Source organism: uncultured Polaribacter sp. (assembly GCF_947503855.1).
Lineage (GTDB): Bacteria > Bacteroidota > Bacteroidia > Flavobacteriales > Flavobacteriaceae > Polaribacter.
In genome coordinates this window covers 22,720-44,847 of sequence record NZ_CANNFF010000003.1, presented here as the reverse complement: position 1 = coordinate 44,847, position 22,128 = coordinate 22,720, and the positions used below count along the sequence as shown (strand labels likewise).

Below are 22,128 nucleotides of genomic sequence, written 5' to 3'. Positions count from 1 at the left end.
GCTTAAAATTAAAAGGTAAAAACGCATACATTTAATTGCTTGTAAATATTTTAGTCTTTTTAAAAGGAGATATTTTAATATTCTCAACAGAGGCTTTGTAGGTAACCCAATCATTATTAAAAAAGGTATTGGTTTCAGAAATTACTTTGGTAAATTCATTTTTAAATTGATTCATTAACATAGTTTCTGTAGCTGTTTGTTCGCCAAAACGAGAACGTATATATCTACTAGCTTGTCCAAAACGTTGGTTTACGGTTATTTCTGGGTTTCTGGTAATGCCTTGCCTTTTGTCAATAGAACCTAAATATTTAGCAATTAAATCATCAATTTTTTTAATAATTTCTGATGATTTTTTTATTTCTGATTTGTACTTCTTTTTGTCTTTTTTAGATAAATCACTTTTTATAGAAGTTGCAGTGTTTTTACTTTGTACTAATTGTTTTACAGCTGCAGCAATTTTTTCTTGGTATTTTTCCAATTCTTTACTAGCTGCATATTTTTGGTTGATTGCTGCCTGAGAAATCTGTAAACGGGGGTCAAACTCAACTTTAATATCTTGTTCTGAAACTTCGTTACCAAAAGTCATTTTTAATCTGTATGTTCCTGGTTTTACTTGAACTCCAGAAGGTTCTCTTTTCGATTCTCTAATTCTTCTAGAAGCTCTAGCAACTCCTTTTTCTCTTAAATACCAAGTTATTTTGTATACACCACTTTCTTTAGGAGCTTTAAATTTTAAGGTTCTAATTTGTGTAGCGTCATTAAAAATTTCTAGTTTAATAGAGTCGTATTTTACATCCTCTTTTTTCTTCTTTTTCGCTTTTTTATCAACCTTAGGCACATCAACAAAATAAGAAATCATAGCACCACCATTTTTGTTTTCTCCTTGATATATTGCATCTGCGCCAAACCTACTACCAGTGGGTTGTTGGTAGGCTGCTTGATATGCGGTAGGTGGTTCAAATAATTGTAATTTTTTTGAAGTAGCATTTTTATTTGCCAAAGCTCTTAAAGGGCGAATATCATCTAAAACCCAAGCAGCTCTCCCAAAAGTACCAATTACTAAATCTTGTTCTCTTGGGTGTATTACCAAGTCTTTTACAGGAACTGTTGGAAAACCATTGGTCCATTTTGTCCATTTACCTCCAGCATCCACAGAAATATACAATCCATCATCTGTACCTAAGAACAATAGGTTTGCGTTTTCTGGATCTTCTATAATACACAGGGTGTAACTTTGTACATCTTTTTCATCTACAATACGTTGCCAAGTTTTACCGTAATTTTTAGTTCTGTAGGCATATGGTGTGTAGTTAAAACGTCTATAATCATTGGCAATTAAAAGAGCTTCACCTTTATTTTTGTTAGAGGCTTTAATTTGCGTAATCCAGCTGTTTTCTGGCAAACCTTTAATGTTTTTTGCAACATTTGTCCAGTTTTCTCCGCCATTTTTGGTGATGTGTACTTGCCCATCATCTGTTGCGGCCCACAATACATCTTTTTGCAAAAGAGAGGGTTCTATTACTAAAACTGTACAATGATTTTCTGCACCAGTTGCATCCATAGTTAAACCACCACTTTCTGATTGTTTTAACTTTTCTGGGTTATTGGTAGATAAATCTGGAGAAATTACGGTCCAAGTTAACCCTTTATCTGTTGATTTATGCACAAACTGACTTCCAAAATATAAGGTATTATTATCAAAAGGATCTATGTTGATAGCAGCATTCCAATTAAAACGCAACTGGATATTTGGATCTTTATGAGTTGGTTTTACAGAGTAATTGTTTCCTGTAATATAATCGTAACGAACTACAGAACCTTGTTGGCTCATAGACCATCCATATTTAGAATTGTCTTTGTCTGGAACTACATCAAAACCATCACCAAAAGAAATTTCTTGCCAATAAGAATTTCTAATTCCTTGTGCTTTCCACACATAAGCAGGACCTCTCCAAGAACCATTGTCTTGCATTCCTCCATACACATTGTAAGGATATTCATTATCAACATTAATGTGATAAAATTGTGCTACAGGAATATTGCCAATAAATCGCCAAGATTTACCACCATCTTTGGTAATATTTAAACCACCATCATTTCCATCAATCATAAATTTACCATTTGCTGGATGTATCCACCAAGCATGATGATCTGGATGCACACCATTATTTACGCCATAAGCAGGCATTAATTGTTTAAAGTTTTTACCACCATCTTCAGAAACATTTACATAGGTAAAAACAGTGTAAAGTCTATTTTCGTTTTGTGTATCTACATAAATTTCTGAGTAGTAAAAAGGACGGTTTCCAATACCAGGTTTGTCGTTTATTTTTTTCCATTTAAAACCACCATCTTCACTTTTATACAGGGCATTTTTTTTAGATTCTACCAACGCATAAATTATATTTGTATTATTGGGCGCAATTGCCACACCAATTCTACCTAATTCACCTTTTGGGAAACCTTCTTTTTCGGTAATTTTCTTCCAATTTTCTCCTCCATCATGTGTAATGTATAAACCACTACCTTCTCCACCAGATTTAAAAAACCAAGGATCACGTTTGTGTTCCCACATGGCAGCAATTATTTTATTTGGATTTTTGGGATCCATAATTAAATCTCCAGTTCCTGATTTTATATTGGTAAACAAAATTTGTTTCCAAGTTTTTCCACCATCCATAGTTTTATAAACACCACGTTCTTTGTGTTCTCCCCAAGGAGAACCAATGGCACCAACATACACTACATCTGGATTTGTAGGGTGAATTAAAATTCTATGAATATGACGTGTTTTTTCTAAACCCATAGATTTCCAGGTTTTACCTGCGTCTAAAGATTTGTAAATTCCGAAACCACCATTTAAACTATTTCTTGGATTCCCTTCTCCAGTTGCTGCCCAAACAACACTTGGGTTGGATTGCTGAATAGCAACTGCCCCAATAGAAGCTGTTAATTCTTTTTCGAATATAGGTTCCCATTTTACCCCACCAGATGTAGATTTCCAAATTCCTCCAGAAGCAGTTCCTACGTAAATAATTTCTGGGTTAGATTCTACAACATCAATAGAAGTTACACGTCCAGACATTCCTCCAGGACCAATGTTTCTTGGTTTCATGTTTTTTACCAAATCCATAGAAAACTCTTGAGAAAAGAGTAGGGTAGAGCAAGCTAAAAAAAGTAGTGTGAATAGTTTTTTCATTTTGTAAAGTTTGAATTAATTGAATTAGTGGGAACAAGATACAAAATAGAAAACGCTCAATAAAAATTGAGCGTTTATTTTAACAGTTTTGTTTTAACAATAGGTTTTAACCCCTTTTTTATTCCTCCTTCTTTTTAGGTTCGCGATTTGCGTCTTTTAAAGCTTGCATTAGCATCCATTCTATTTGACCATTCGTAGAACGAAATTCATCTGCAGCCCATTTTTCTATGGCTTTTAACATATCTTCATTAACTCGCAATGCGAAAGCTTTCTTATTTGCCATTTTATTGTTTTACAAATTTTACGACAACTTCTATTAGTTTTTCTGAAATGGAAAATGTATTAGAATAGTAGGAAGTTAAGTTATCCTCGTTTTTAGTGATCTGTTTTAAAACATGATTCATGTTTTCTATCAATACCAATTTTGCGTTTGGTTTTGCCTCATTTAAAGCCTTTGCATCTTCAATTTTTACTTGTAAATCTTTGGTGCCTTGAATTATTAAAGTTGGCTTTTTAACTTTTTTAATTTCTTTGGTAGGATTTAATTGCATCCACGAAAGTAAAAAAGGTTGGTTGGGTTTTGCAAAAATACTTATCAAAAAAGGATTTACTGTTTCTATTTTTCCTTTGATTTTTAAGGTGTCAAATTGTTGTTTTGCAGCTTTACCTAAAGTTGGGTTTTTAGCGTTTAATTGTTTAAGGATGGTTTTGTCTATGGTTTCTCCTGCACCAGCAATTGAAATGTATTTATCTACATTTTTTGAAGCTAACATTGCAATTAAAGAACCTTGGCTATGACCTATTAATACAATTTTAGAAAAACGTTTGTCTTTTTTAAAGTGTTTTACAACTTCTTGAACATCTAACACAAAATCTGTTATTTTAGTGTTTTTTAAAAACGCGCTGTTTTTTTTATTGGAAGTTCTTTTATCAAAACTAAAAAAGGCAATATTTTCTTTATTAACAGCATCTCTAAATTGTTTAATGTAGCTTGCTTTTACAGGTGTGCCTAACTGATTACCATTTCTGTCTATATTACCAGAACCATGCACCCAAATTAATAAAGGTTGCTTTTCTGATGTATGGGTTAATGTACCAGGTAATTCTATTTGGCCATTTTGTAAAATGATGTTTTCAGACTTTACTTGTGCAATTGCCATAGTAACTCCTAAAATGTATATTAAAAAGTAAAGAAAAACTCTATTCATCTTTTTTTTATTTATACGTTTTTAAAACACTAATAGCCTCCTCTTTTTTTTGAGTACCAATTAGTAGTTTTTTACCATTTTTTAATTCTAATTGAATGCCAATATCACCAGAAACATTAATGCAAGTTCCTTTGGATTTTCTCCAGAAGAAACCGCCTTTTAAACCCCAACCACCATATTCTCCAATAGCATCATAAGTTCTTACAAATGCATTTTCAATTTCATACCAAAATATTAATTTGTATTTAAAATGAAATGGAAAAAATTGATAATAAATCCCTTTTTCGTCTATCCTTGTTTTTAATTTAAAGAAAAAAATGAGTAAACCGGAAGCTAAAATTGCAATAGTACTTCCTATTAGTTCATTGTTACTAATAGATGAGTTTTCTTTGCTGTACTCTTGAAAAATAAGAGCTATAGGTACAAATAAACCCACAGACATTAAAACAATTAACCAAAGTTGGGTAAAACGTTGTTCTTCTTTAAAAACTTTCATTTTTACCTGTTTTTATCTCTTTCTAAAATTACAGAATTCCATCCACTTGGTACTTCTTTAAAAATCCAACCTTCTCTTGCATATTGGTTTAATAAATCTTCAAAATTTTGAATTCTATTTCTAAACCCTAATTTTAAGGTTACTACTTTATATTCTTTCATTTTGTTTCGTTTCAGATTTTAAAATTATTCATTTTTGCATATTGCATACAACCATTAATGACTTAAAGTGCCCGTATTTACAACAGGTGAAGCTTCTTTGTCACCACATAAAATAACTAATAAGTTGCTTACCATTGCTGCTTTACGTTCTTCATCTAGCTCTACAATTTCTTTTTTGTTTAGTTCTTCTAAAGCCATTTCTACCATTTCTACTGCACCTTGTACAATTTTATGTCTTGCAGCTACAATGGCAGTTGCTTGCTGTCTTTTTAACATGGCAGAAGCAATTTCATTTGCATAAGCTAAATAGCCAATTCTTGCTTCTAAAACTTCTATACCAGCAATGGTTAAGCGTTCGTCTATTTCTTTTTCTAAAGCTTCAGAAACTTCATTTACACTAGATCGTAAAGTAATGTCTTCATCATGGCCTTCGTCTGCAAAATTATCATAAGGATACATACTTGCTAACTTTCTAACAGCAGCATCTGTTTGTACACGTACAAAATTTTCATAATTATCTACATCAAATGCAGCTTTATACGTGTTTGTAACTCGCCAAACCAAAATGGTAGATATCATTACTGGATTTCCTAATTTGTCATTTACTTTTAATCTTTCTGAATCAAAATTACTTGCTCTTAAAGAAATGGTTTTTTTTCTATACAAAGGATTTGCCCAATACAAGCCGTTTTCTTTAATGGTGCCTACATATTTACCAAATAATAAAATTACTTTTGATGTATTAGGGTTTACTAAAATAAAGCCAAAAAAGCCTATAAAACCTAGAATAGCAAGTGGTATATAAGCTGGTGTTTCTTTGATGAACGACATGGTTATACCCCCAAAGAATAATAAAAATACAATTGCCAACATTAAATAGCCGTTGGCAAGTTTAATAATTTTTTCTGCTTTCATAATGTAAAATTTAGTATGATATTAAATTGATATCACAAATATATTAAATTATTTTATTGATTTCCAAATATTTTCGACAAATAATTTTATAACTTCGCAAAAAACAAATTAAATTACTTCTCATGAAATTTAAACTTTTATTACTGATACCATTCTTTTTTATTTCTAAATCTAGTAACGAAGAAGCTTTTTTTTGGGGTCAAAATGGACATAGAGTTACTGGTAAAATTGCAGAAAAACATTTAACAAGAAGAGCCAAAAGAAAAATTGACAAACTTTTAAAAGGAGAAAGTTTAGCTTTTGTATCTACCTATGCAGACGAAATAAAATCAGATAAATCTTACAGTAAATACTATCCTTGGCATTATATTAATATGGATTTGGATGAAACCTATGCAACAGCAGAAAAGAATCCGCAAGGAGATTTAGTAACAGGTATTGACAAATGTATTAGCATTTTAAAAGATGAAAATAGTACAGATAAAGACAAAGCTTTTTTTCTAAAGTTATTGGTTCATTTTGTTGGAGATTTACATCAACCTATGCATATTGGTCAAAGAGAAGATAAAGGAGGCAATACTATACAAGTACAATGGTTTGGAAAAGGGACAAATTTACATGCAGTCTGGGATACCAAAATGATAGAAGAGTGGAATATGAGCTACGTGGAATTGGCAAATAATGCACAAGATTTATCAAAAAATCAGATAAAAGCAATTCAAAAAGGTACAGTTATAGAATGGGTAAATGAAGTACATGAAATTACCAAGGAATTATACAAATCTGTAAAAGAGGGTGAAAATTTACGTTACAGATATTCTTACGATTATTTAGGTATAGCTAGAAGACAATTGCAAGTTGGTGGTATTCGTTTAGCAAAAATACTAAACGACATATTTGGTTAATAATCAGTTAATTATTAATTTTATATTTAAATTATTTATATTTTTATGAAATGAAATATAAAGTTTATGTATTGTCTTTTTTGTTGATTGGTTTTCTTTCTTGTAAAAAAGAAACTGTAAACAATAAAGATCTAAAAACGGTGGAGATTGCTGAAAAAACTTCAGTAAAATCATATACATATAAAGAGTTAAAACCGCTTTTAGAAAAAAAAGATAACAAAATTTATGTTGTTAATTTTTGGGCAACTTGGTGTGGACCTTGTGTAAAAGAATTACCCTATTTTGAAAAAATTAATAAAGAATATGCAGATAAAAATGTAGAGGTTTTATTGGTGAGTCTAGACTTTCCAAAACAAATGGAAAAGAAATTAATTCCGTTTATAGAACAGAAAAACTTACAATCTAAAGTGGTCTTGTTAAATGATGTTAACGAAGATGTCTGGATAAAAGATATTGATAAAAATTGGTCTGGAGCAATACCTGTAACCATTATTTATAATAAAGACAAACGTAAGTTTTACGAACAATCTTTTGATTATAAAGCCTTAGAAACTGAATTACAAACCTTTTTAAACCAATAAAAATTACTTTTGTTTTGCTAACAAATCTCTAATTTCTGCTAATAAATCCTCTTGAGAAGGTCCTTTTGGTACTTCTGGTACAGGCTCTTTTTTCTTTTTAGTTGCGTTAATACCTTTAACTATTACAAACATTACAAAAGCAACAATTATAAAATCGATAACGTTTGTTAAAAAGTCTCCATAAAGTACAGCAACTTCGCCAACCACATTACCAGCATCGTTAGCAATACCATCTTTAATAATCCATTTTAAATTTTTAAAATCTGCATTAAACAGTAATCCAATTAGTGGAGAGACAATACCTCCCGTAAAAGAAGTTACAACTTGTTTAAAAGCTGCTCCCATAACAAAACCTACTGCAATATCTACAAGGTTACCCTTCATTGCAAAGTCTTTAAACTCTTTTAGTACTCCCATGTTATTGTTTTTTAATTAGTTAATTTGCTAACTAAGATAGAAAAAAATTATTTCTTTAATGTTTTTTTAACACGATTAGAGATAGCTGTTAAAGTTTCATATACAATAGTTTCTGAAACTGTGGTAAAATCTTGCAACATCTTTTGACTGTTAAAAACAATAACTTCATCCCCTTCTTTACAGTCTATTTTGGTAACATCAACCATAATCATATCCATACAAACATTACCAATAATTTTTACTTTTTTATTGTTGATGAGTACATAGCCTTTTTTATTTCCCAATTTTCTAGACAAACCATCTGCATGCCCAATAGGTATTGTAGCACTTTTTGTAGGGTTTTTTGCAACAAAAGCTCTGTTATATCCTACAGTTTCTCCAGGTTCTATAAAGTGTATTTGAGAAATAATAGATTTTAAATTATGTGTATTTTTAAGTTGATTAGTTTCTTTAGCACCATTACCAAAACCATATAAACCAATGCCAATTCTAACCATATCAAACTGTGCTTTTGCAAAGTTTACAACCCCAGATGTATTTAAAATGTGTAACATAGGTTTGTAGCCTAAAAGCTTGTAAAACTGCTGTGCTGTATATGTAAAATTACTTATTTGATTTACAGTAAAATCTTTCTCTTCTAAATCTTCGCTAGCAGCTAAATGAGAAAATAGAGATTGTACTTTAACACGATTAGTATTTTTTAACTTGGTAATTATTTTATCAATATCTGTATGGCAAAAACCTAATCTGTTTAAACCTGTATTAAACTTTATATGAAGTGGGTAATTCATTAACGGAATACTTTCTGCTAACTGTAAAAAAGCTTCAAAAATTTTAAAGTTGTATAAGTTGGGTTCTAAATGATGTTGAGTAATCGCCTCTAAATTTGAAATTTGAGGGTGTAAAACTAAGATAGGTGTTTTTACACCAGCTTCTCTTAAAGCAATACCTTCATGGGTATAGGCAACAGCAAAATAATCTACTTTGTCTTGTAAAAATTTGGCAACTAAAACACCATCACTACCATAACCAAAGGCTTTAACAACTGCTAAAATTTTAGTTTTTTCGTTTAATTTTTTCTTAAAATAATTTAGGTTGTGCAATAGGGCATTTCCATCAATTTCTAAAACAGTAACATGGTTATTCATAAGGCTTAAAACTGTTCCGTAATTTCGGAAGCATCTGTGTCTGTTAAATTATTTTGATCACTTTTTTTGTGTTGATTGTTTTCTTGCTGTTTTTGTAAGGCTTTATAGTAAGCAGCTCTGCTTAAAGGTTCGTATTCTTGGGTTTCGCCCAACATAACAATAGCATTATTTTGTGCTTTTCTAAAGCTATAATGAGCTAAATTACCTGTATGTGTACAAACTGCGTGTACTTTTGTAACATATTCTGCTGTTGCCATTAATGCAGGCATTGGGCCAAAAGGATTGCCTTTAAAATCCATATCTAAACCAGCTACAATAACACGAATACCTCGGTTTGCTAAGTCGTTACAAACAGCTACAATTTCATCATCAAAAAACTGGGCTTCATCTATGCCAACCACATCTACATCATTGGCTAACAATCTAATGTTAGAAGAAGCTGGTACAGGTGTAGATCTAATTCTATTGTCATTGTGAGAAACCACTTCTTCTTCATCATAACGTGTATCTAAAGCAGGTTTAAAAATTTCTACGCGTTGTTTGGCAAATTGCGCTCTTTTTAAACGTCTAATTAATTCTTCTGTTTTACCAGAAAACATAGAACCACAAATTACTTCTATCCAACCAAATTGTTCTGTATAATTTACCGTATTTTCAAGAAACATTTTGTAATTTTAGGCTTTATATTTATAAATTTACGTTATTTTTATTTGCTACAAATTTAGCAATATTTACGAGTAATAAATAATTTATATAAAATTCATTTTACCAATAAAATAAAATTTATGCACAAAAAATTGGAAAGCGATTTAGTGAGTTTAGCCCACAGTATTTTACAAATGAAAAACAGAACAGATGTTTTTGCTTTAAAAGAAAAAGCGCAAGAAGTCTATGAAAGGCTATCGTTACTTGCTTTTGTAGAAGAGTATGTTAATCATATACCAAACGCCAAAGACGCTAAAGAAACTTTAACTGTTACTCTAGAAAAAGCACTAGAAAATAAAACTAGAGTTGTAGAAAGTACTAAAGAAGATGTTGAAAAAGAATTGCCACAAACAAGTGTGACTAATTTAAATAATGAGTGTTTAGAGGTTGAAAATGAAAAGCTATCAGCAGAAGTAGCCGATGATTTTGAAGAGGAGGAAATTGAAAAACAGCAAGAAGAGGTCGAAAATGAAAGTGAATATTTAGAGGTAGATAAAGAGGATATTGAAGAAGAAATAAAGCAACCTGAGTTAGAAGGTTTGGTTTTTGGTGATGCGAAACCTCAAAATTTTAAAGATGCATCTTCAGATGAAGGTAAAGTTACTAGTTTAGAAGACGAATTAAAAGATACCATTCCTGTTGATGTAATGGCAAATTTATTTGAGCCGATACAACAAAAATCTTTAAATGACCAGTTGCAAGGAAATATACAAATTGGTTTGAATGATAGAATTGCATTTGTAAAAAACCTATTTAATGACAGTCAAGAAGATTTTAATAGAGTCGTTTCTCAATTAAATACAATTAAAACAGAAAAAGAAGCAAAAAAGTTTATCAAGAAAATGGTAAAACCAGATTATAATTGGTCTGAGCACGAAGATTTAGAAAATCGTTTTATAGAAATTGTAGAACGCAAATTTATTTATCATAAGTAATTTTTTTTGAAATTCTAATTACAATTATTCAAACTTCAAACTTATTTTGAAACCCATTTTAATACATACACATTTTCATAAAAGAAGAACAGGTGTTACTAGAAGCATAGAAAATGTGTTGCCTTTTTTTTCCAGGAAGTTTGAAACTTATTTATACGGTTATGGCGTAAATGGTTCACATTTAACCCCTAAACAATTAAGAAAGTTTTTATTTTCTGATAGAGAGGTAGTGGTGCATTGCCACAGAAATAACGAAATTATTAGAATGCTTGTTTATAGAGCTTTGGGTGCAAAATTTATTTTAGTTGCTACACGTCATGCAGAAACAAAACCTTCTGGATTAACTTTAAAACTCTTAAAAAGTGTAGACAGGGTAGTTACTTTAATACAAAGTATGAGTGTTAATTTAGGTGTAAAAAACACCATTGTTGGTCATGGAGTTGCTGCAGATAAATTTGTGCCTAAAGAAAATGTTCAGTTAGAAAATGTTTCGAAAAAAAATATTATTCTTTGTGCAGGTAGAGTTAGAAAAGCAAAAGGACAAGTCGTTCTATTAGAAGCTTCAGAAATTTTAAAAGAACATAAAGATTGGGTTTTGGTGATTGTTGGTAAAGTAGATAAACCAGCTTTTTTAGAAGAATTAAAAGAAATTGCCAAAAAACAAGCAATAGAAAATCAAGTATATTTTATAAATGAAACTTCAGATATAGTTAAGTATTACCAAGCTTCAAAATTGGTGGTTGTGCCTAGTTTTTCTGAAGGTTTTTCTTTAGTTACTGCAGAAGCTATGTCTTGTGGATGTACTGTTATAGCTACTAAAAATGTAGGCGTTCATTCATCATTAATAACAAATAATACAAATGGGTATTTGTTTAACGCTGGTAATGTTAACGAATTGAAAGATTTGTTAACGCAATTTATCACCAAAAAAATACCAGATATAGGAGTGCAAGCAAGAGAGGAAATTGTGTTAAATTGGAGTGCTCAAAAAGAAGCCGAAAACTTAATGAAAGTATATAAATCAAAATCAAATTAAATCAAAAACAAATTTTAAATAATGAAAAAAAGTATCCTTGTATTGTTATTATCAATAATTACACTAACAGCTGTAAACGCTCAAAAAATAGAAATGAAAAAAGTATTTGGTGGTTATACATTTTCTCAGAATGATAAAATGTTAACATTAAACCAAATGCAAGAGGTAGTGAAAGACAATAAACAAGTTTTTGAACTTGTAAAGTCAGCAAAAACAAACCAAACTTGGGGTATGGTTTTAGGTGCATCAGGTGGTGCATTGGTTGGTTATCCTATTGGAACTGCTATTGGTGGTGGAGATCCAAAATGGGTTTTGGCTGGTGTAGGTGCAGCTCTAATTGTAGCTACCATACCAATTATAAAAGGTTTTAATAGAAAAACGAAAGAAGCAGTTGAACTTTATAATGCTGATATGCCAAATAAAACATCTTATTATAAACCAACTTTAAATTTGAATTTCAAAGGAAGTTCTATGAGCCTATCAATGAATTTTTAAAAAAAATATTTTTTATTTATCCAACCTTCTCTTTTACTGCTGCAACTACTTTTTTACTGTTTCCTATAAAAATTTCATCATCAATAATAAAAACAGGACGTTTTAAAAAAGTGTATTCTTCTAATAAGTATTTTTTGTAATCTTTTTCTGTTAGATTTTTGTTTTTTAAATCCATAGAAGTATATAACCTAGCACGTTTGTTAAACAAAGCTTCATAACTTTTAGAAAGCTGAAATATTTCTTCTAGTTGCTCTTTATTTATGGGATTTGTTTTAATTTCTTGTTCTGTAAAACCTGTGGTGTTTACTTCTTTTAAAATTCTTCTACAAGTATCGCAAGTTTTTAAAAAGTATACTTTCTTCATATTAATCAATTATATTTGTGGTATCAAAAATAACATAAAAATGAAGATACAATTCGATGTTTTAAGAAAATCTCGTGAATTAGTAGCAAAAGAATTAGAGGGTTTATCATTAGATCAAATTCATAAAACTCCAGAAGGATTTAAAAATAATATAGCATGGAATGTAGCTCATTTGGTAGTTACACAGCAATTGTTACACTATAAATTGTCTGGTTTAAATTGTTTGTGTCCAGATGATTTAATAGAAGCTCACAAAAAAGGAACTTTACCTACTAAAACGTTTACAGAAGAGGAGTTTAAAGAGGTAAAAGAATTATTAATAGGTTTGCCAGATACTTTAGAAGAAGATTTTGAAGCTGGTATTTTTGAAAATTATAATGAGTACCCTACAAGTACAGGTTTTGTACTAACTTCTATAAACACAGCAATCGTTTTTAATAATTTTCATGAAGGAATACACTATGGTATTATAAGAGCTATCAAAAAACTAGTTTAAAAAAAGTATGGATTATTTTCTATTTACCACATTTTTTAGATTGTTTATCAGCCATTTTTGACCATATAAATAGAGCGTTAAAAATTGGTGTTATAGATTTTTTTTTACATTTGATTGTTGGTAAAAAAAATGTAGACGATTTGTTAATAGACCTAGACAGCGCTTTCCACGCATAAAATTAAAAATACAAAAAGGGGTGAAATTTAAATTTCACCCCTTTTTTTTGTATATAAAATAGTTACTAATAAAATAGACCATTAATTTGAGAATCAATTCTATCTATAATGTAACCTAAATCTTCTTGATTGCTTACAAAATCTAAATTATCTACATTAATAACCAATAATTTCCCCTTAGTGTATTTAGAAATCCACGCTTCATAACGTTCATTCAATCTGCTTAAATAATCAATAGAGATCGAGTTTTCATACTCTCTACCACGTTTGTGTATTTGCCCTACTAAAGTAGAAATATCTGCACGTAAGTAAATTAATAAATCGGGTGGAGAAACTAAATTTTCCATCAACTCAAATAAAGAAGAATAGTTGCTGTAATCTCTATTGGTCATTAAACCCATTGCATGTAAGTTGGGTGCAAAAATATGAGCATCCTCGTAAATAGTTCTGTCTTGTATGATATTTTTACCAGTTTCTCTTAATTCTAAAATTTGTCTGAATCTACTATTTAGAAAATAAACCTGTAAATTAAAAGACCAACGCTCCATTTCTGTGTAAAAATCATCTAAATACGGATTTTCATCCACAGACTCAAAATGTGGCTTCCATTTGTAGTGTTTGGCTAAAAGTTTGGTTAGCGTAGTTTTACCTGCGCCAATATTACCTGCAATTGCAACGTGCATAAATATAATTAATAAGATTAAAAAAAGTGTGGTTAAAGGTACACATTTTTTGTAATTATAAAAGTGTTAACAAATTAATTTATAACCAAAACCAGATACTTTTAAAATTTGTAGGTTTTTGTCTTTTTTAAGCTTCTTTCTTAATTTAGTTATAAAAACATCCATACTTCTGGCATTAAAAAAATCGTAATTACCCTACAATTTATTTAAAATAAATATTCTGTCTAGAACTTTGATTTTTTCTGACGTAAATAAAAAAGCAATTGTGGTTCTCTATGTGTAAGTTGCTGTTCTGTATCAGAAAAAAAAATAAGGATTTGTTTGTTATAATTAAGGGTTAATTGCTTCTTACTACTACTATTATTATTATTATTAGTAAAAAAAAAGCAAATTAAACTTTTAAGGTTTTTTTAAGTCTTAAGAGAAGCGAATAATACTATTTTCGTACAAAATTAGATAAAAAAATCATGAAACAATTATTTACATTACTCTTAGCCTTTGTTACAGTTGGTACATTTGCGCAGAAAAACTTTCAAGGAAAAGCAACTTATATGTCTAAAACTACCGTAGATATGAGTAGCTGGGGAAGCAGAATGAACAGCATGTCTGAAGCGCAAAAGAAACAAATTGCAGCAAGAATGAAATCGATGTTAGAAAAAACATTCATTTTAAGTTTTGATAAAACAGCATCTATTTATAAAGAGGATGAAAAATTATCTGCACCTGGTGCTAGTGGAGGAATGAGATTTGGAGGAATGACTGGTGGAGGAACTAAATATAAAAACACTAAAGATTTAGTGGCTTTAGAAGCTACAGAATTTTTTGGAAAAAACTTTCTCATTTCTGATACCATGGAAATGCCACAGTGGGAGCTGGGTAGCGAAACTAAAAAAATTGGAGAATATGTTTGTTACAAAGCAACACTTACCAAAGATGTAGATGCTACAGATTGGAGAAACATGAGAAGAAGAAATAGAGAGGATGATAAGAAAAAAGATGAAGCTAAAAAAGATTCTACAGAAACTGTAAAAGTTACAGAAGACATAGAAATACCAAAAAAAATTACAGTTACAGCATGGTATACACCACAAATACCAGTAAGTAATGGCCCAGGAGAATATTGGGGATTACCGGGTTTAATTTTAGAAATTAACGAAGGTAGAACTACTATTTTATGTACAGAAATTGTACTAAATCCATCAGAAAAAATAGAAATAACGAAGCCTACAAAAGGTGATGAAGTTACAAGAAAAGAATATGTAAGTATCATTACAAAAAAGATGGAGGAGATGAGACAAAATTTTAGAAGTAGAGGAAGAGGAAGAGGAAGATTCTAATTAAAAAAAACTAAAAAAACACAATGAAAAAATTACTACTATTAACCATTTTTATGGTTTCATTTATTACTAATGCCCAAATTACACTAACAGGAGTTGTAAAAGATAGTATTGGTGGTTCATTAGAAATGGCAAATGTATTGGCTATTAATAAAACTACTAAAAAAATGGCTTCTTATGGTTTTACAGACGCTAAAGGAAGGTATAAGTTAGACTTAGATAAAAATAGCACATTTGATATCAAGATTAGTTACATAGGTTTTAAAACAGCCAACTTTGTTGTAACTACAATAACTGAAAATATTGAAAAAAATATAACTTTAAAAGAAGATAATGCTTTAGATGAAATTACAGTAGTATCTAAAATGCCTGTAACTATTAAGGGAGATACTATTGTTTACAATGCAGATTCTTTTAAAAATGGCTCTGAACGTAAATTAGAAGACGTACTCGAAAAACTACCTGGAGTAGAAATAAACGATGCTGGCCAGATTGAAGTAGAAGGTAAAGTTGTAGAAAAAATTACAGTAGATGGTAAAGAATTTTTTAGTGGAGATACTAAACTAGCCTCTAAAAACATACCATCTAACGCTGTAGATAAAATACAAGTATTAAGAAATTTTTCTGATGTAAATCAATTAAGTGGTGTACAGAATAATCAAGATAGAGTTGCTATTAACATAAAGTTAAAAGAAGGTAAAAAGAACTTTTGGTTTGGAGATGTGTATGCTGGTGCTGGTTTTACACCAAGTGATGATTTATATCTGTTTCAACCCAAATTATTTTACTATAACCCAAAATATACATTAAATGTAATTGGAGATATTAATAATTTAGGAGAAGCAGTTTTAAACAGAAGAGATTTAAGAAGTTTTAGAGGTGGCTTTAGAAGTCAAAGTCCGTCAAATGGAACAAATATAAATTTAGCAAGTGCAGGTATTGGTTTTTTAACTCCAAATGCAAGAAATGCCAATAGAATTGAAACTAAATTAACAGCTTTAAATTTTAGTTATTCACCAAATAAAAAACTAGACTTAAGTGGTTATTTAATTTGGTCTAGCAATAGTAATGGGCAAAGAAATAGAAATATTGTCAATTATAATGATCCTACAATTCCAGATGATGTAACAGATAACACAACAGATCAAACTAGTAATTCTGGATTGTTTAATTTTAAAACGATTTACAAGAAAAACGTAAACAATCAATTAAATTATGATTTAAATGGTCGTTTTACAAACGAGTTTAGATTAGATAATGGTACGTCTCAAATAATAGGTAATAATGTGCCTATTGTAGAAAAAGAAAATGCAACACCATTTACAATCAATCAGAATTTAAGTTACTTTTATACTGCAAACGAAAACAATATTTTTGCTTTAGAAGTACAACATCAATTACAAGATGAAGATCCTTTTTATGTTTCTTCTATAGAGAATTTAGATCAAGATCCAAGCAACAATGCAGATGGTTTTGATGCTGCTGCAGATGTTTTAGGTTTAGATAAAACACAACAGTTTTATACTTTAGAACAAGATAGGCGAGTAAAATCAAATCAATTAGATGCTAAGTTAGATTACTATTATATTATAAATAATAAGAGTAATTTTAACTTTGTAGGAGGTACTATTTTAAGTAAACAAAACTTTGATTCTAGGTTTTTTCAATTGCTAGATAATGGTAGTACATTAGACCCAACTTTAAATATACCAAATGTTGCAAACGCAAGTACTACAAATGATGTAGAATATAATTTTTCCGATATTTATGCAGGTATGCGTTATCGTGTAAAAGCAGGTATTTTTACTTTTAGACCAGGTTTTACTGCACATTCTTATAACATAAATAATACTCAAGTAGCTATTACAAATGATTTTAAAGATTCTTTTACAAAAATTTTACCAGAATTAAATATTATCGCACAATTTAAAAAGAGTGAAAGTTTACGCTTTAACTACAGACAGCAAGTTAATTTTACAGACGTAAATCAACTTGCAGAAGGTATAGTTGCTAGAAATTTTAATTCGTTTTTCTATGGGAATAATGATATCATGAATGCAAGATTAGAAACCATGAGCTTAAATTATAGTAGCTTTAATTTATTTAACAATATGTTTATTTTTGGTAGATTATCTTATAACAAAACTATGGATCAAATTGCTTCAATTGCAAATTTTGTTCCTGATGTAAATAATCCCAATATTAGATCAAATGTTTCTACAAATACCAATTTAAACTTGCCTTATGATATAGAATCTATTAATGCTTTTGGACGTTTTACAAAAACGTTTAGAAAGATTAGAACCAGTTTAAGGGCAGACTTTTCAGATGCTCAAGCGTATCAATTATTTGGAGCAGAAACAACAAAATTGAATACTCAAAATTATACAATTAGACCTAGTGTTAGAACAAACTTTATAAAAGCACCTAACGTTAGTTTAAACTATAGGGCTTCTTTTTCAGATCAAAACAGAACAGAATTAAGCACAGGAAACACCTCTAATTTTAAATCTGTAACACATGCACCTTCTATAAATTTTGATGCTTATATTTGGGATTCACTAACTATAACTTCAGATTTTTCTTACAATGAAGTAAGGCAAAATGGGCAACATCAAACCTCTTTTAAAATATGGGATTTTTCAATGTCATATAGAAAAGATAAAGAGGCAAAATGGGAGTATGAGTTTCAAGCAAGTAACATTTTAGGAACAGAATCTAGAGTTAGTGTTAATAATGGTGCCATTTCAAACTCAATTAATGAGACTTTTATTTTACCAAGTTTGGTAACATTTAGAGTACGTTATCAATTATAAAATTAACAATTTCAATCATAAAAAATGGCTCAATTTATTGAGTCATTTTTTATTTACTTTAGTATTTTAGCACTATGAGTTTATTGGCTTCAAAATCTCCTTGGTATGCAGCAGGAAAAAGTATAGGTTTATTATTCTTTTTTTTGTTAACGGGTTTGTATTTAGATAGTTATCATTTTGTAAAAATAACGCCAAATGCACAATGGTATGCCAATGCAGTGATGTTTATAGTAACCACTATTGTTTTTTTACAAGTAACCAAACGTTGTAAAGAACAAATGATTTCTGCTATCTTAATTGCTATTATTGGCGAGTATTTATTTTCAATTGCTATGGTAATGTATACTTATAGATTAGGTAATGTGCCACATTATGTACCTCCAGGACATGCATTGGTATATATTGCTGTTTTATATTTTTCTAAAGCTAGTGCTATTATTAAATACAGAACACAACTAGAAAAAGTATTTGCAATTTTTATTTTTATATATGCATTGTTGTTTTTAATTTTTAAAAATGATGTTTTTGGTTTTGTAATGACGATTGCCACTCTATTCATTTTAAGAAACAAACCAAGAGAACGTTTGTTCTACTTAACAATGTATATCACTGTCGCTTTTTTAGAAATTGTTGGTACTAACTATTTATGTTGGAAATGGCCAGCTACAGCATGGGGTGTTTTCGATTTTTTACCTAGTCATAATCCACCAAGTGGTATTAGTTTCTTTTATTTTTTACTAGATTTAGGCTCATTATGGTTTTACAAACAACGTCATAAATTAACTTGGGCAAGAGTGAAAAATATCAGAAAAATAAGAAATAAAACGTTGGTTGCTGTAAACTAAAAGCTACTTAGATTCGTTACCATAATATATTAATTGTCAGGTTAATTGATTTAGAAATCTAATTATTTGTAAATATTTAAAATGTCCATAAAAGTATCATCAGTTACAAAAAACTACCAAGCACAAAAAGCGTTAAATAACGTTTCTTTTGAAGTTAATAACGGACAAATTATAGGTTTTTTAGGTCCAAATGGTGCCGGAAAATCTACCATGATGAAAATTTTAACGGGTTATATAACACCTAATGAAGGTAAGGTTTTTATTGATGATGTTGATGTTTTGAAAAATCCATTAGAGGCGCAAAAAACCATTGGATATTTACCAGAGCATAACCCTTTATATTCAGATATGTATGTTCGTGAATATTTGCAATTTCAAGCAAGTATTTATAGGGTTGATAAAAGCAATATAGAAGCTTGCCTAGAAAAAGTAGGCTTAGTTGCAGAAGCCCATAAAAAAATAAATCAATTATCTAAAGGATATCAACAAAGAGTGGGTTTAGCAGCTGCCATTTTACACAATCCTTCTGTCTTAATTTTAGATGAACCTACAACTGGTTTAGATCCAAACCAATTGGTAGAAATTAGAGCTTTGATTAAAGAGTTAGGAAAAGACAAAACCGTACTTTTTTCTACACATATTATGCAAGAAGTAGAAGCTGTTTGTGATCGAGTAATTATTATAAAAAAAGGCGAACTAATTATTGATAAAAACCTTTTAGAGTTGCAAAAAAACAATCAACAAATCATAAAGGTTATTTTTAATTTAGAAGTAGAAGAACCTCAAATTAAAACACTTGAAAACCTTGTTGTATCAGAAAATATAGCAAATAATACTTGGCAACTTACTTTTAATTCAGAAGAAGACATGCGTTCTAAAATCTTCGATTTTGCTCAAGAAAATGCATTTAAAGTGTTAGAATTAAGTTCAGAAAATAAAACTTTAGAAAGTTTGTTTAGAGAATTGACTTTATAATAAACCAATTTGCTTCTAAAATACAGACCTTACAGTTTTAAAACTTCTGAAGTCTTATTTTGTAAAAAATATCACGCCTTCCTTCAAACTCAAAAAAATTTTTTGTTTGAACTTTTTTTTTAAAAAAGTCAGTTTATTATGATAAGCTTTAAGATAAACTACAATTTTACATGAAAGAGCGCGCTTTAATTGGTGTTGTTTTGTAAATAGTGATAAGCTTCTAACAAGCTTGGAAATACCAATTGACTCCCCGCATTTTTTAATTCCTCTTCCGAATATTGTGTTAAGATTCCTACAGGAACCATACCTGCTAATTTCGCAGCTTCTGTGCCTGTTAAACTGTCTTCAAAAACCCAAAGATCTTTAAAATCCTTTTTATGAAAACCTAAAGCATTTGCTAAAGTTATATATGCTTCTGGTGCTGGTTTTGGTTTTACATAATCTTCAACTCCAAAAATGGTTGTAAAATTTAAGTGTAGTTTTTCTACACTGTTTCTTAAAAATTGTTTGGTTGCGTTACTTGCAATTCCGTAAGAAATATTTTTATCAGTTAAAAATGTTGTAATTTCATGTACACCTGGCAATACATCTGGTTTTGTATAATGTTTGTCTAAATGAATATCTTTTAAGAGAAACAAAGCTTCAGCTTTTTTTTCTTCGCCAATAACACTGCAATAATATTCTGCAATAATCATAGGGGATTTTCCTGAAAGATGTTTAGGAAATGGGGTTATCTCTTTATTAAATAATTCTCTAAAAGCGCTACTCCAAGCATTGCCATGGCTTTTAAAACTGTTTACTACAACGCCATCAAAATCGAATAAAAAACCTTTAGGCAGTTTCATTTACTAGCTTTTTTGCATTTACCAATTTAGCTAAATACGGATTTAAAAACTTATTTGTTGGATCTAATTCTGATCTTAACTCTTTAAAAGCTTCCCATTTTGGGTAAATTTTAGATAATTCAGTATCTTTTGCTTTAAAGCGTTTGCCCCAATGTGGCCTTCCACCATGTTTTATAAATATTTTTTCGATACTTTTAAAAGCCTCATAAGTGTCTGCTGTAGCTGCGTTTCTAGATACACAACCCATAGTTACCGTATCTTGTTTGTAGGCATAACTTAGCCAACTTTTGTCTTTGTACACAAAACGAACATCCATAGGAATATGAATAAAAGACTTATTACTCCACTTATTGATTTCTGTTTTCAACTCTTTAAACACTTGTGGGAATTTATCTAAAGCAATTGTCCATTCTGCTAATTCTAAAGTAGAACCTCTAGATTTTGTAACGGTTGCTTGGTATAAAGTACCTTTGTGCTCTTTTGTAGTGCTAAAAAATCCTTTGTATAAAAGTTTGTTAGCAATGGCCGTTAACCAAGGGAAGATATGGGTGTATTTGTACAAAATTTTAGAAGCTTTACGTCTATGTTTTAAATATTTTGGACCTAAATCTTCATGAACTTTTGTATTTGGGTCAATTTTATCACCAGTTATTACATACCCTTTATTGGTATGTGGTAACCATAAGATTCTTAAAAAATCGTGCTTTTTTAATCGGCTTTTTATTTTTGGTAACCATTCTTTATCACTTTCTGGACCTTCTTTAATGTGTAATGTGTAAGAAGGTTCGCACTGAAAGGTAACAGTAGACATAACCCCTAACATCCCTAAAGAAACACGAACAGCATCTATTAAATCGTCATCTTTTGTTACTGTTTTTACACTTCCATCTGCCAGTACTAATCTACATTCAGTCATATATTCGCACAATAATTTTCCACTTGTGCCATGAGTTCCAGTTGCTAATGCACCCCCAATGGTTATGGTGTTAATGTCTGGTAAACAAGGAATACACCAACCTACAGATTCTATAGCTTCTAATAATTCTTTTAAACTTAAACCCGATTGTACTGTAATTGTTTTTTGATTGTAATCATAAGAAACAATTTTGTTGTAGTTAGTCATATTGATAAGTGCATCTGTACCTGCTGCAATATCTGCTGATGACTGTTTGCTTCCAAAAAAACGTATTTTATCTCTGCTAGATACTATTTCTTGAAGTTCTTCTTCATTAGAAATATGATACATTTCTTTAAAATTGTACTTTAAATTTCCATTCCAACTAACCCAAGTTCCGTTTTTTTCTTGTTTCATTATATTTATTTAATGTTAAACAAAATTACGGAATTAAACCAATTTTAGTATTTTTTAAATGTTAAGAAAAACCAAATT

The 22,128-nt window shown here is 29.9% G+C and carries 23 protein-coding genes and 1 pseudogene; 10 read left to right on the top strand and 14 right to left on the bottom strand.

Annotation, left to right across the window (positions count from 1 at the left end; all coding sequences use genetic code 11):
* Positions 1–31: 31 nt before the first annotated feature.
* The 6 genes from Q0662_RS03195 to Q0662_RS03170 form a co-directional block, all read right to left on the bottom strand.
* Positions 32–3,199, bottom strand: coding sequence for a hypothetical protein (locus tag Q0662_RS03195; RefSeq protein ID WP_298947110.1), 3,168 nt, complete (start codon positions 3,197–3,199; stop codon positions 32–34).
* Between the two features lie 118 nt (positions 3,200–3,317).
* Positions 3,318–3,482: an Arc family DNA binding domain-containing protein gene (locus Q0662_RS03190; protein ID WP_298947109.1), complete on the bottom strand. Its 165-nt coding sequence runs from the start codon at positions 3,480–3,482 to the stop codon at positions 3,318–3,320.
* A 1-nt stretch (position 3,483) separates the two neighbouring features.
* Entirely contained in the window at positions 3,484–4,407 is a 924-nt protein-coding gene (locus Q0662_RS03185) for an alpha/beta hydrolase (RefSeq protein ID WP_298947108.1), read from the bottom strand.
* A gap of 7 nt (positions 4,408–4,414) precedes the next feature.
* Complete coding sequence (locus tag Q0662_RS03180) at positions 4,415–4,903, bottom strand: hypothetical protein (RefSeq protein WP_298947107.1); 489 nt, start codon at positions 4,901–4,903, stop codon at positions 4,415–4,417.
* 2 nt (positions 4,904–4,905) lie between these two features.
* Complete coding sequence (locus Q0662_RS03175; protein ID WP_298947106.1) at positions 4,906–5,064, bottom strand: DUF4177 domain-containing protein; 159 nt, start codon at positions 5,062–5,064, stop codon at positions 4,906–4,908.
* Positions 5,065–5,118: 54 nt separating this feature from the next.
* Positions 5,119–5,979, bottom strand: a complete 861-nt coding sequence (locus Q0662_RS03170; RefSeq protein ID WP_298947105.1) for an SPFH domain-containing protein — start codon at positions 5,977–5,979, stop codon at positions 5,119–5,121.
* 122 nt (positions 5,980–6,101) lie between these two features.
* Here Q0662_RS03170 and Q0662_RS03165 point away from each other — a divergent pair, with 122 nt between their 5' ends.
* A complete protein-coding gene (locus Q0662_RS03165; protein WP_298947104.1) occupies positions 6,102–6,884 on the top strand; it encodes a S1/P1 nuclease in 783 nt (260 codons plus the stop codon).
* Positions 6,885–6,934: 50 nt separating this feature from the next.
* Positions 6,935–7,465, top strand: coding sequence for a TlpA disulfide reductase family protein (locus tag Q0662_RS03160; RefSeq protein ID WP_298947103.1), 531 nt, complete (start codon positions 6,935–6,937; stop codon positions 7,463–7,465).
* Between the two features lie 3 nt (positions 7,466–7,468).
* On the opposite strand, the gene mscL is transcribed toward Q0662_RS03160, so the two are convergent.
* Genes mscL through Q0662_RS03145 form a run of 3 tightly spaced genes read right to left on the bottom strand, consistent with a single transcriptional unit; the run spans position 7,469 to position 9,695 of the window.
* Positions 7,469–7,882, bottom strand: coding sequence for a large conductance mechanosensitive channel protein MscL (mscL, locus tag Q0662_RS03155; protein WP_298947102.1), 414 nt, complete (start codon positions 7,880–7,882; stop codon positions 7,469–7,471).
* 47 nt (positions 7,883–7,929) lie between these two features.
* Positions 7,930–9,030: an alanine racemase gene (alr, locus tag Q0662_RS03150; protein WP_298947101.1), complete on the bottom strand. Its 1,101-nt coding sequence runs from the start codon at positions 9,028–9,030 to the stop codon at positions 7,930–7,932.
* 5 nt (positions 9,031–9,035) lie between these two features.
* Positions 9,036–9,695 carry a thymidine kinase gene (locus Q0662_RS03145; protein ID WP_298947100.1) on the bottom strand — a complete coding sequence of 220 codons (660 nt, stop codon included), beginning with the start codon at positions 9,693–9,695 and terminating at the stop codon, positions 9,036–9,038.
* Positions 9,696–9,815: 120 nt separating this feature from the next.
* Between Q0662_RS03145 and Q0662_RS03140 the strand changes: the two genes are divergently transcribed.
* Genes Q0662_RS03140 through Q0662_RS03130 form a run of 3 tightly spaced genes read left to right on the top strand, consistent with a single transcriptional unit; the run spans position 9,816 to position 12,201 of the window.
* A complete protein-coding gene (locus Q0662_RS03140) occupies positions 9,816–10,670 on the top strand; it encodes a hypothetical protein (protein WP_298947099.1) in 855 nt (284 codons plus the stop codon).
* Between the two features lie 46 nt (positions 10,671–10,716).
* Positions 10,717–11,706: a glycosyltransferase family 4 protein gene (locus Q0662_RS03135; RefSeq protein ID WP_298947098.1), complete on the top strand. Its 990-nt coding sequence runs from the start codon at positions 10,717–10,719 to the stop codon at positions 11,704–11,706.
* Positions 11,707–11,727: 21 nt separating this feature from the next.
* Positions 11,728–12,201 carry a hypothetical protein gene (locus Q0662_RS03130; protein WP_298947097.1) on the top strand — a complete coding sequence of 158 codons (474 nt, stop codon included), beginning with the start codon at positions 11,728–11,730 and terminating at the stop codon, positions 12,199–12,201.
* A 16-nt stretch (positions 12,202–12,217) separates the two neighbouring features.
* Here the strand turns inward: Q0662_RS03130 and Q0662_RS03125 are convergent, their stop codons facing one another.
* Positions 12,218–12,565: an arsenate reductase family protein gene (locus Q0662_RS03125; protein ID WP_298947096.1), complete on the bottom strand. Its 348-nt coding sequence runs from the start codon at positions 12,563–12,565 to the stop codon at positions 12,218–12,220.
* 40 nt (positions 12,566–12,605) lie between these two features.
* Between Q0662_RS03125 and Q0662_RS03120 the strand changes: the two genes are divergently transcribed.
* Positions 12,606–13,061 carry a DinB family protein gene (locus tag Q0662_RS03120; protein WP_298947094.1) on the top strand — a complete coding sequence of 152 codons (456 nt, stop codon included), beginning with the start codon at positions 12,606–12,608 and terminating at the stop codon, positions 13,059–13,061.
* A 241-nt stretch (positions 13,062–13,302) separates the two neighbouring features.
* Here Q0662_RS03120 and Q0662_RS03115 read toward each other — a convergent pair whose 3' ends face one another.
* Positions 13,303–13,920 carry a deoxynucleoside kinase gene (locus Q0662_RS03115; protein WP_298947091.1) on the bottom strand — a complete coding sequence of 206 codons (618 nt, stop codon included), beginning with the start codon at positions 13,918–13,920 and terminating at the stop codon, positions 13,303–13,305.
* A 66-nt stretch (positions 13,921–13,986) separates the two neighbouring features.
* Positions 13,987–14,252: pseudogene (locus Q0662_RS03110) on the bottom strand (winged helix-turn-helix domain-containing protein); the annotation flags it as partial.
* A gap of 135 nt (positions 14,253–14,387) precedes the next feature.
* On the opposite strand from Q0662_RS03110, the gene Q0662_RS03105 reads away from it, so the two are divergent.
* The 4 genes from Q0662_RS03105 to gldA all read left to right on the top strand — a co-directional run bounded on the left by Q0662_RS03105 (position 14,388) and on the right by gldA (position 19,893).
* Positions 14,388–15,257, top strand: coding sequence for a GLPGLI family protein (locus tag Q0662_RS03105; protein WP_298947089.1), 870 nt, complete (start codon positions 14,388–14,390; stop codon positions 15,255–15,257).
* A 23-nt stretch (positions 15,258–15,280) separates the two neighbouring features.
* Complete coding sequence (locus tag Q0662_RS03100; RefSeq protein WP_298947087.1) at positions 15,281–18,073, top strand: carboxypeptidase-like regulatory domain-containing protein; 2,793 nt, start codon at positions 15,281–15,283, stop codon at positions 18,071–18,073.
* 74 nt (positions 18,074–18,147) lie between these two features.
* On the top strand, positions 18,148–18,918 hold the full coding sequence (locus tag Q0662_RS03095) for a hypothetical protein (protein WP_298947086.1): 771 nt from the start codon (positions 18,148–18,150) through the stop codon (positions 18,916–18,918).
* 81 nt (positions 18,919–18,999) lie between these two features.
* Positions 19,000–19,893 carry a gliding motility-associated ABC transporter ATP-binding subunit GldA gene (gene gldA / locus Q0662_RS03090; RefSeq protein ID WP_298947084.1) on the top strand — a complete coding sequence of 298 codons (894 nt, stop codon included), beginning with the start codon at positions 19,000–19,002 and terminating at the stop codon, positions 19,891–19,893.
* Positions 19,894–20,078: 185 nt separating this feature from the next.
* Here gldA and Q0662_RS03085 read toward each other — a convergent pair whose 3' ends face one another.
* Entirely contained in the window at positions 20,079–20,738 is a 660-nt protein-coding gene (locus Q0662_RS03085) for an HAD family phosphatase (RefSeq protein WP_298947082.1), read from the bottom strand.
* Entirely contained in the window at positions 20,725–22,050 is a 1,326-nt protein-coding gene (locus Q0662_RS03080; RefSeq protein WP_298947080.1) for a D-arabinono-1,4-lactone oxidase, read from the bottom strand. Before Q0662_RS03080 ends, Q0662_RS03085 begins: the two co-directional genes overlap by 14 nt.
* Between the last annotated feature and the right edge of the window lie 78 nt (positions 22,051–22,128).

Bases quoted from the DNA above. Each gene is read 5' to 3' on its own strand.
- Q0662_RS03195 (WP_298947110.1), bottom strand. From the start codon at position 3,199: ATGAAAAAACTATTCACACTACTTTTTTTAGCTTGCTCTACCCTACTC.
- Q0662_RS03190 (WP_298947109.1), bottom strand. From the start codon at position 3,482: ATGGCAAATAAGAAAGCTTTCGCATTGCGAGTTAATGAAGATATGTTA.
- Q0662_RS03185 (WP_298947108.1), bottom strand. From the start codon at position 4,407: ATGAATAGAGTTTTTCTTTACTTTTTAATATACATTTTAGGAGTTACT.
- Q0662_RS03180 (WP_298947107.1), bottom strand. From the start codon at position 4,903: ATGAAAGTTTTTAAAGAAGAACAACGTTTTACCCAACTTTGGTTAATT.
- Q0662_RS03175 (WP_298947106.1), bottom strand. From the start codon at position 5,064: ATGAAAGAATATAAAGTAGTAACCTTAAAATTAGGGTTTAGAAATAGA.
- Q0662_RS03170 (WP_298947105.1), bottom strand. From the start codon at position 5,979: ATGAAAGCAGAAAAAATTATTAAACTTGCCAACGGCTATTTAATGTTG.
- Q0662_RS03165 (WP_298947104.1), top strand. From the start codon at position 6,102: ATGAAATTTAAACTTTTATTACTGATACCATTCTTTTTTATTTCTAAA.
- Q0662_RS03160 (WP_298947103.1), top strand. From the start codon at position 6,935: ATGAAATATAAAGTTTATGTATTGTCTTTTTTGTTGATTGGTTTTCTT.
- mscL (WP_298947102.1), bottom strand. From the start codon at position 7,882: ATGGGAGTACTAAAAGAGTTTAAAGACTTTGCAATGAAGGGTAACCTT.
- alr (WP_298947101.1), bottom strand. From the start codon at position 9,030: ATGAATAACCATGTTACTGTTTTAGAAATTGATGGAAATGCCCTATTG.
- Q0662_RS03145 (WP_298947100.1), bottom strand. From the start codon at position 9,695: ATGTTTCTTGAAAATACGGTAAATTATACAGAACAATTTGGTTGGATA.
- Q0662_RS03140 (WP_298947099.1), top strand. From the start codon at position 9,816: ATGCACAAAAAATTGGAAAGCGATTTAGTGAGTTTAGCCCACAGTATT.
- Q0662_RS03130 (WP_298947097.1), top strand. From the start codon at position 11,728: ATGAAAAAAAGTATCCTTGTATTGTTATTATCAATAATTACACTAACA.
- Q0662_RS03125 (WP_298947096.1), bottom strand. From the start codon at position 12,565: ATGAAGAAAGTATACTTTTTAAAAACTTGCGATACTTGTAGAAGAATT.
- Q0662_RS03120 (WP_298947094.1), top strand. From the start codon at position 12,606: ATGAAGATACAATTCGATGTTTTAAGAAAATCTCGTGAATTAGTAGCA.
- Q0662_RS03115 (WP_298947091.1), bottom strand. From the start codon at position 13,920: ATGCACGTTGCAATTGCAGGTAATATTGGCGCAGGTAAAACTACGCTA.
- Q0662_RS03105 (WP_298947089.1), top strand. From the start codon at position 14,388: ATGAAACAATTATTTACATTACTCTTAGCCTTTGTTACAGTTGGTACA.
- Q0662_RS03100 (WP_298947087.1), top strand. From the start codon at position 15,281: ATGAAAAAATTACTACTATTAACCATTTTTATGGTTTCATTTATTACT.
- Q0662_RS03095 (WP_298947086.1), top strand. From the start codon at position 18,148: ATGAGTTTATTGGCTTCAAAATCTCCTTGGTATGCAGCAGGAAAAAGT.
- gldA (WP_298947084.1), top strand. From the start codon at position 19,000: ATGTCCATAAAAGTATCATCAGTTACAAAAAACTACCAAGCACAAAAA.
- Q0662_RS03085 (WP_298947082.1), bottom strand. From the start codon at position 20,738: ATGAAACTGCCTAAAGGTTTTTTATTCGATTTTGATGGCGTTGTAGTA.
- Q0662_RS03080 (WP_298947080.1), bottom strand. From the start codon at position 22,050: ATGAAACAAGAAAAAAACGGAACTTGGGTTAGTTGGAATGGAAATTTA.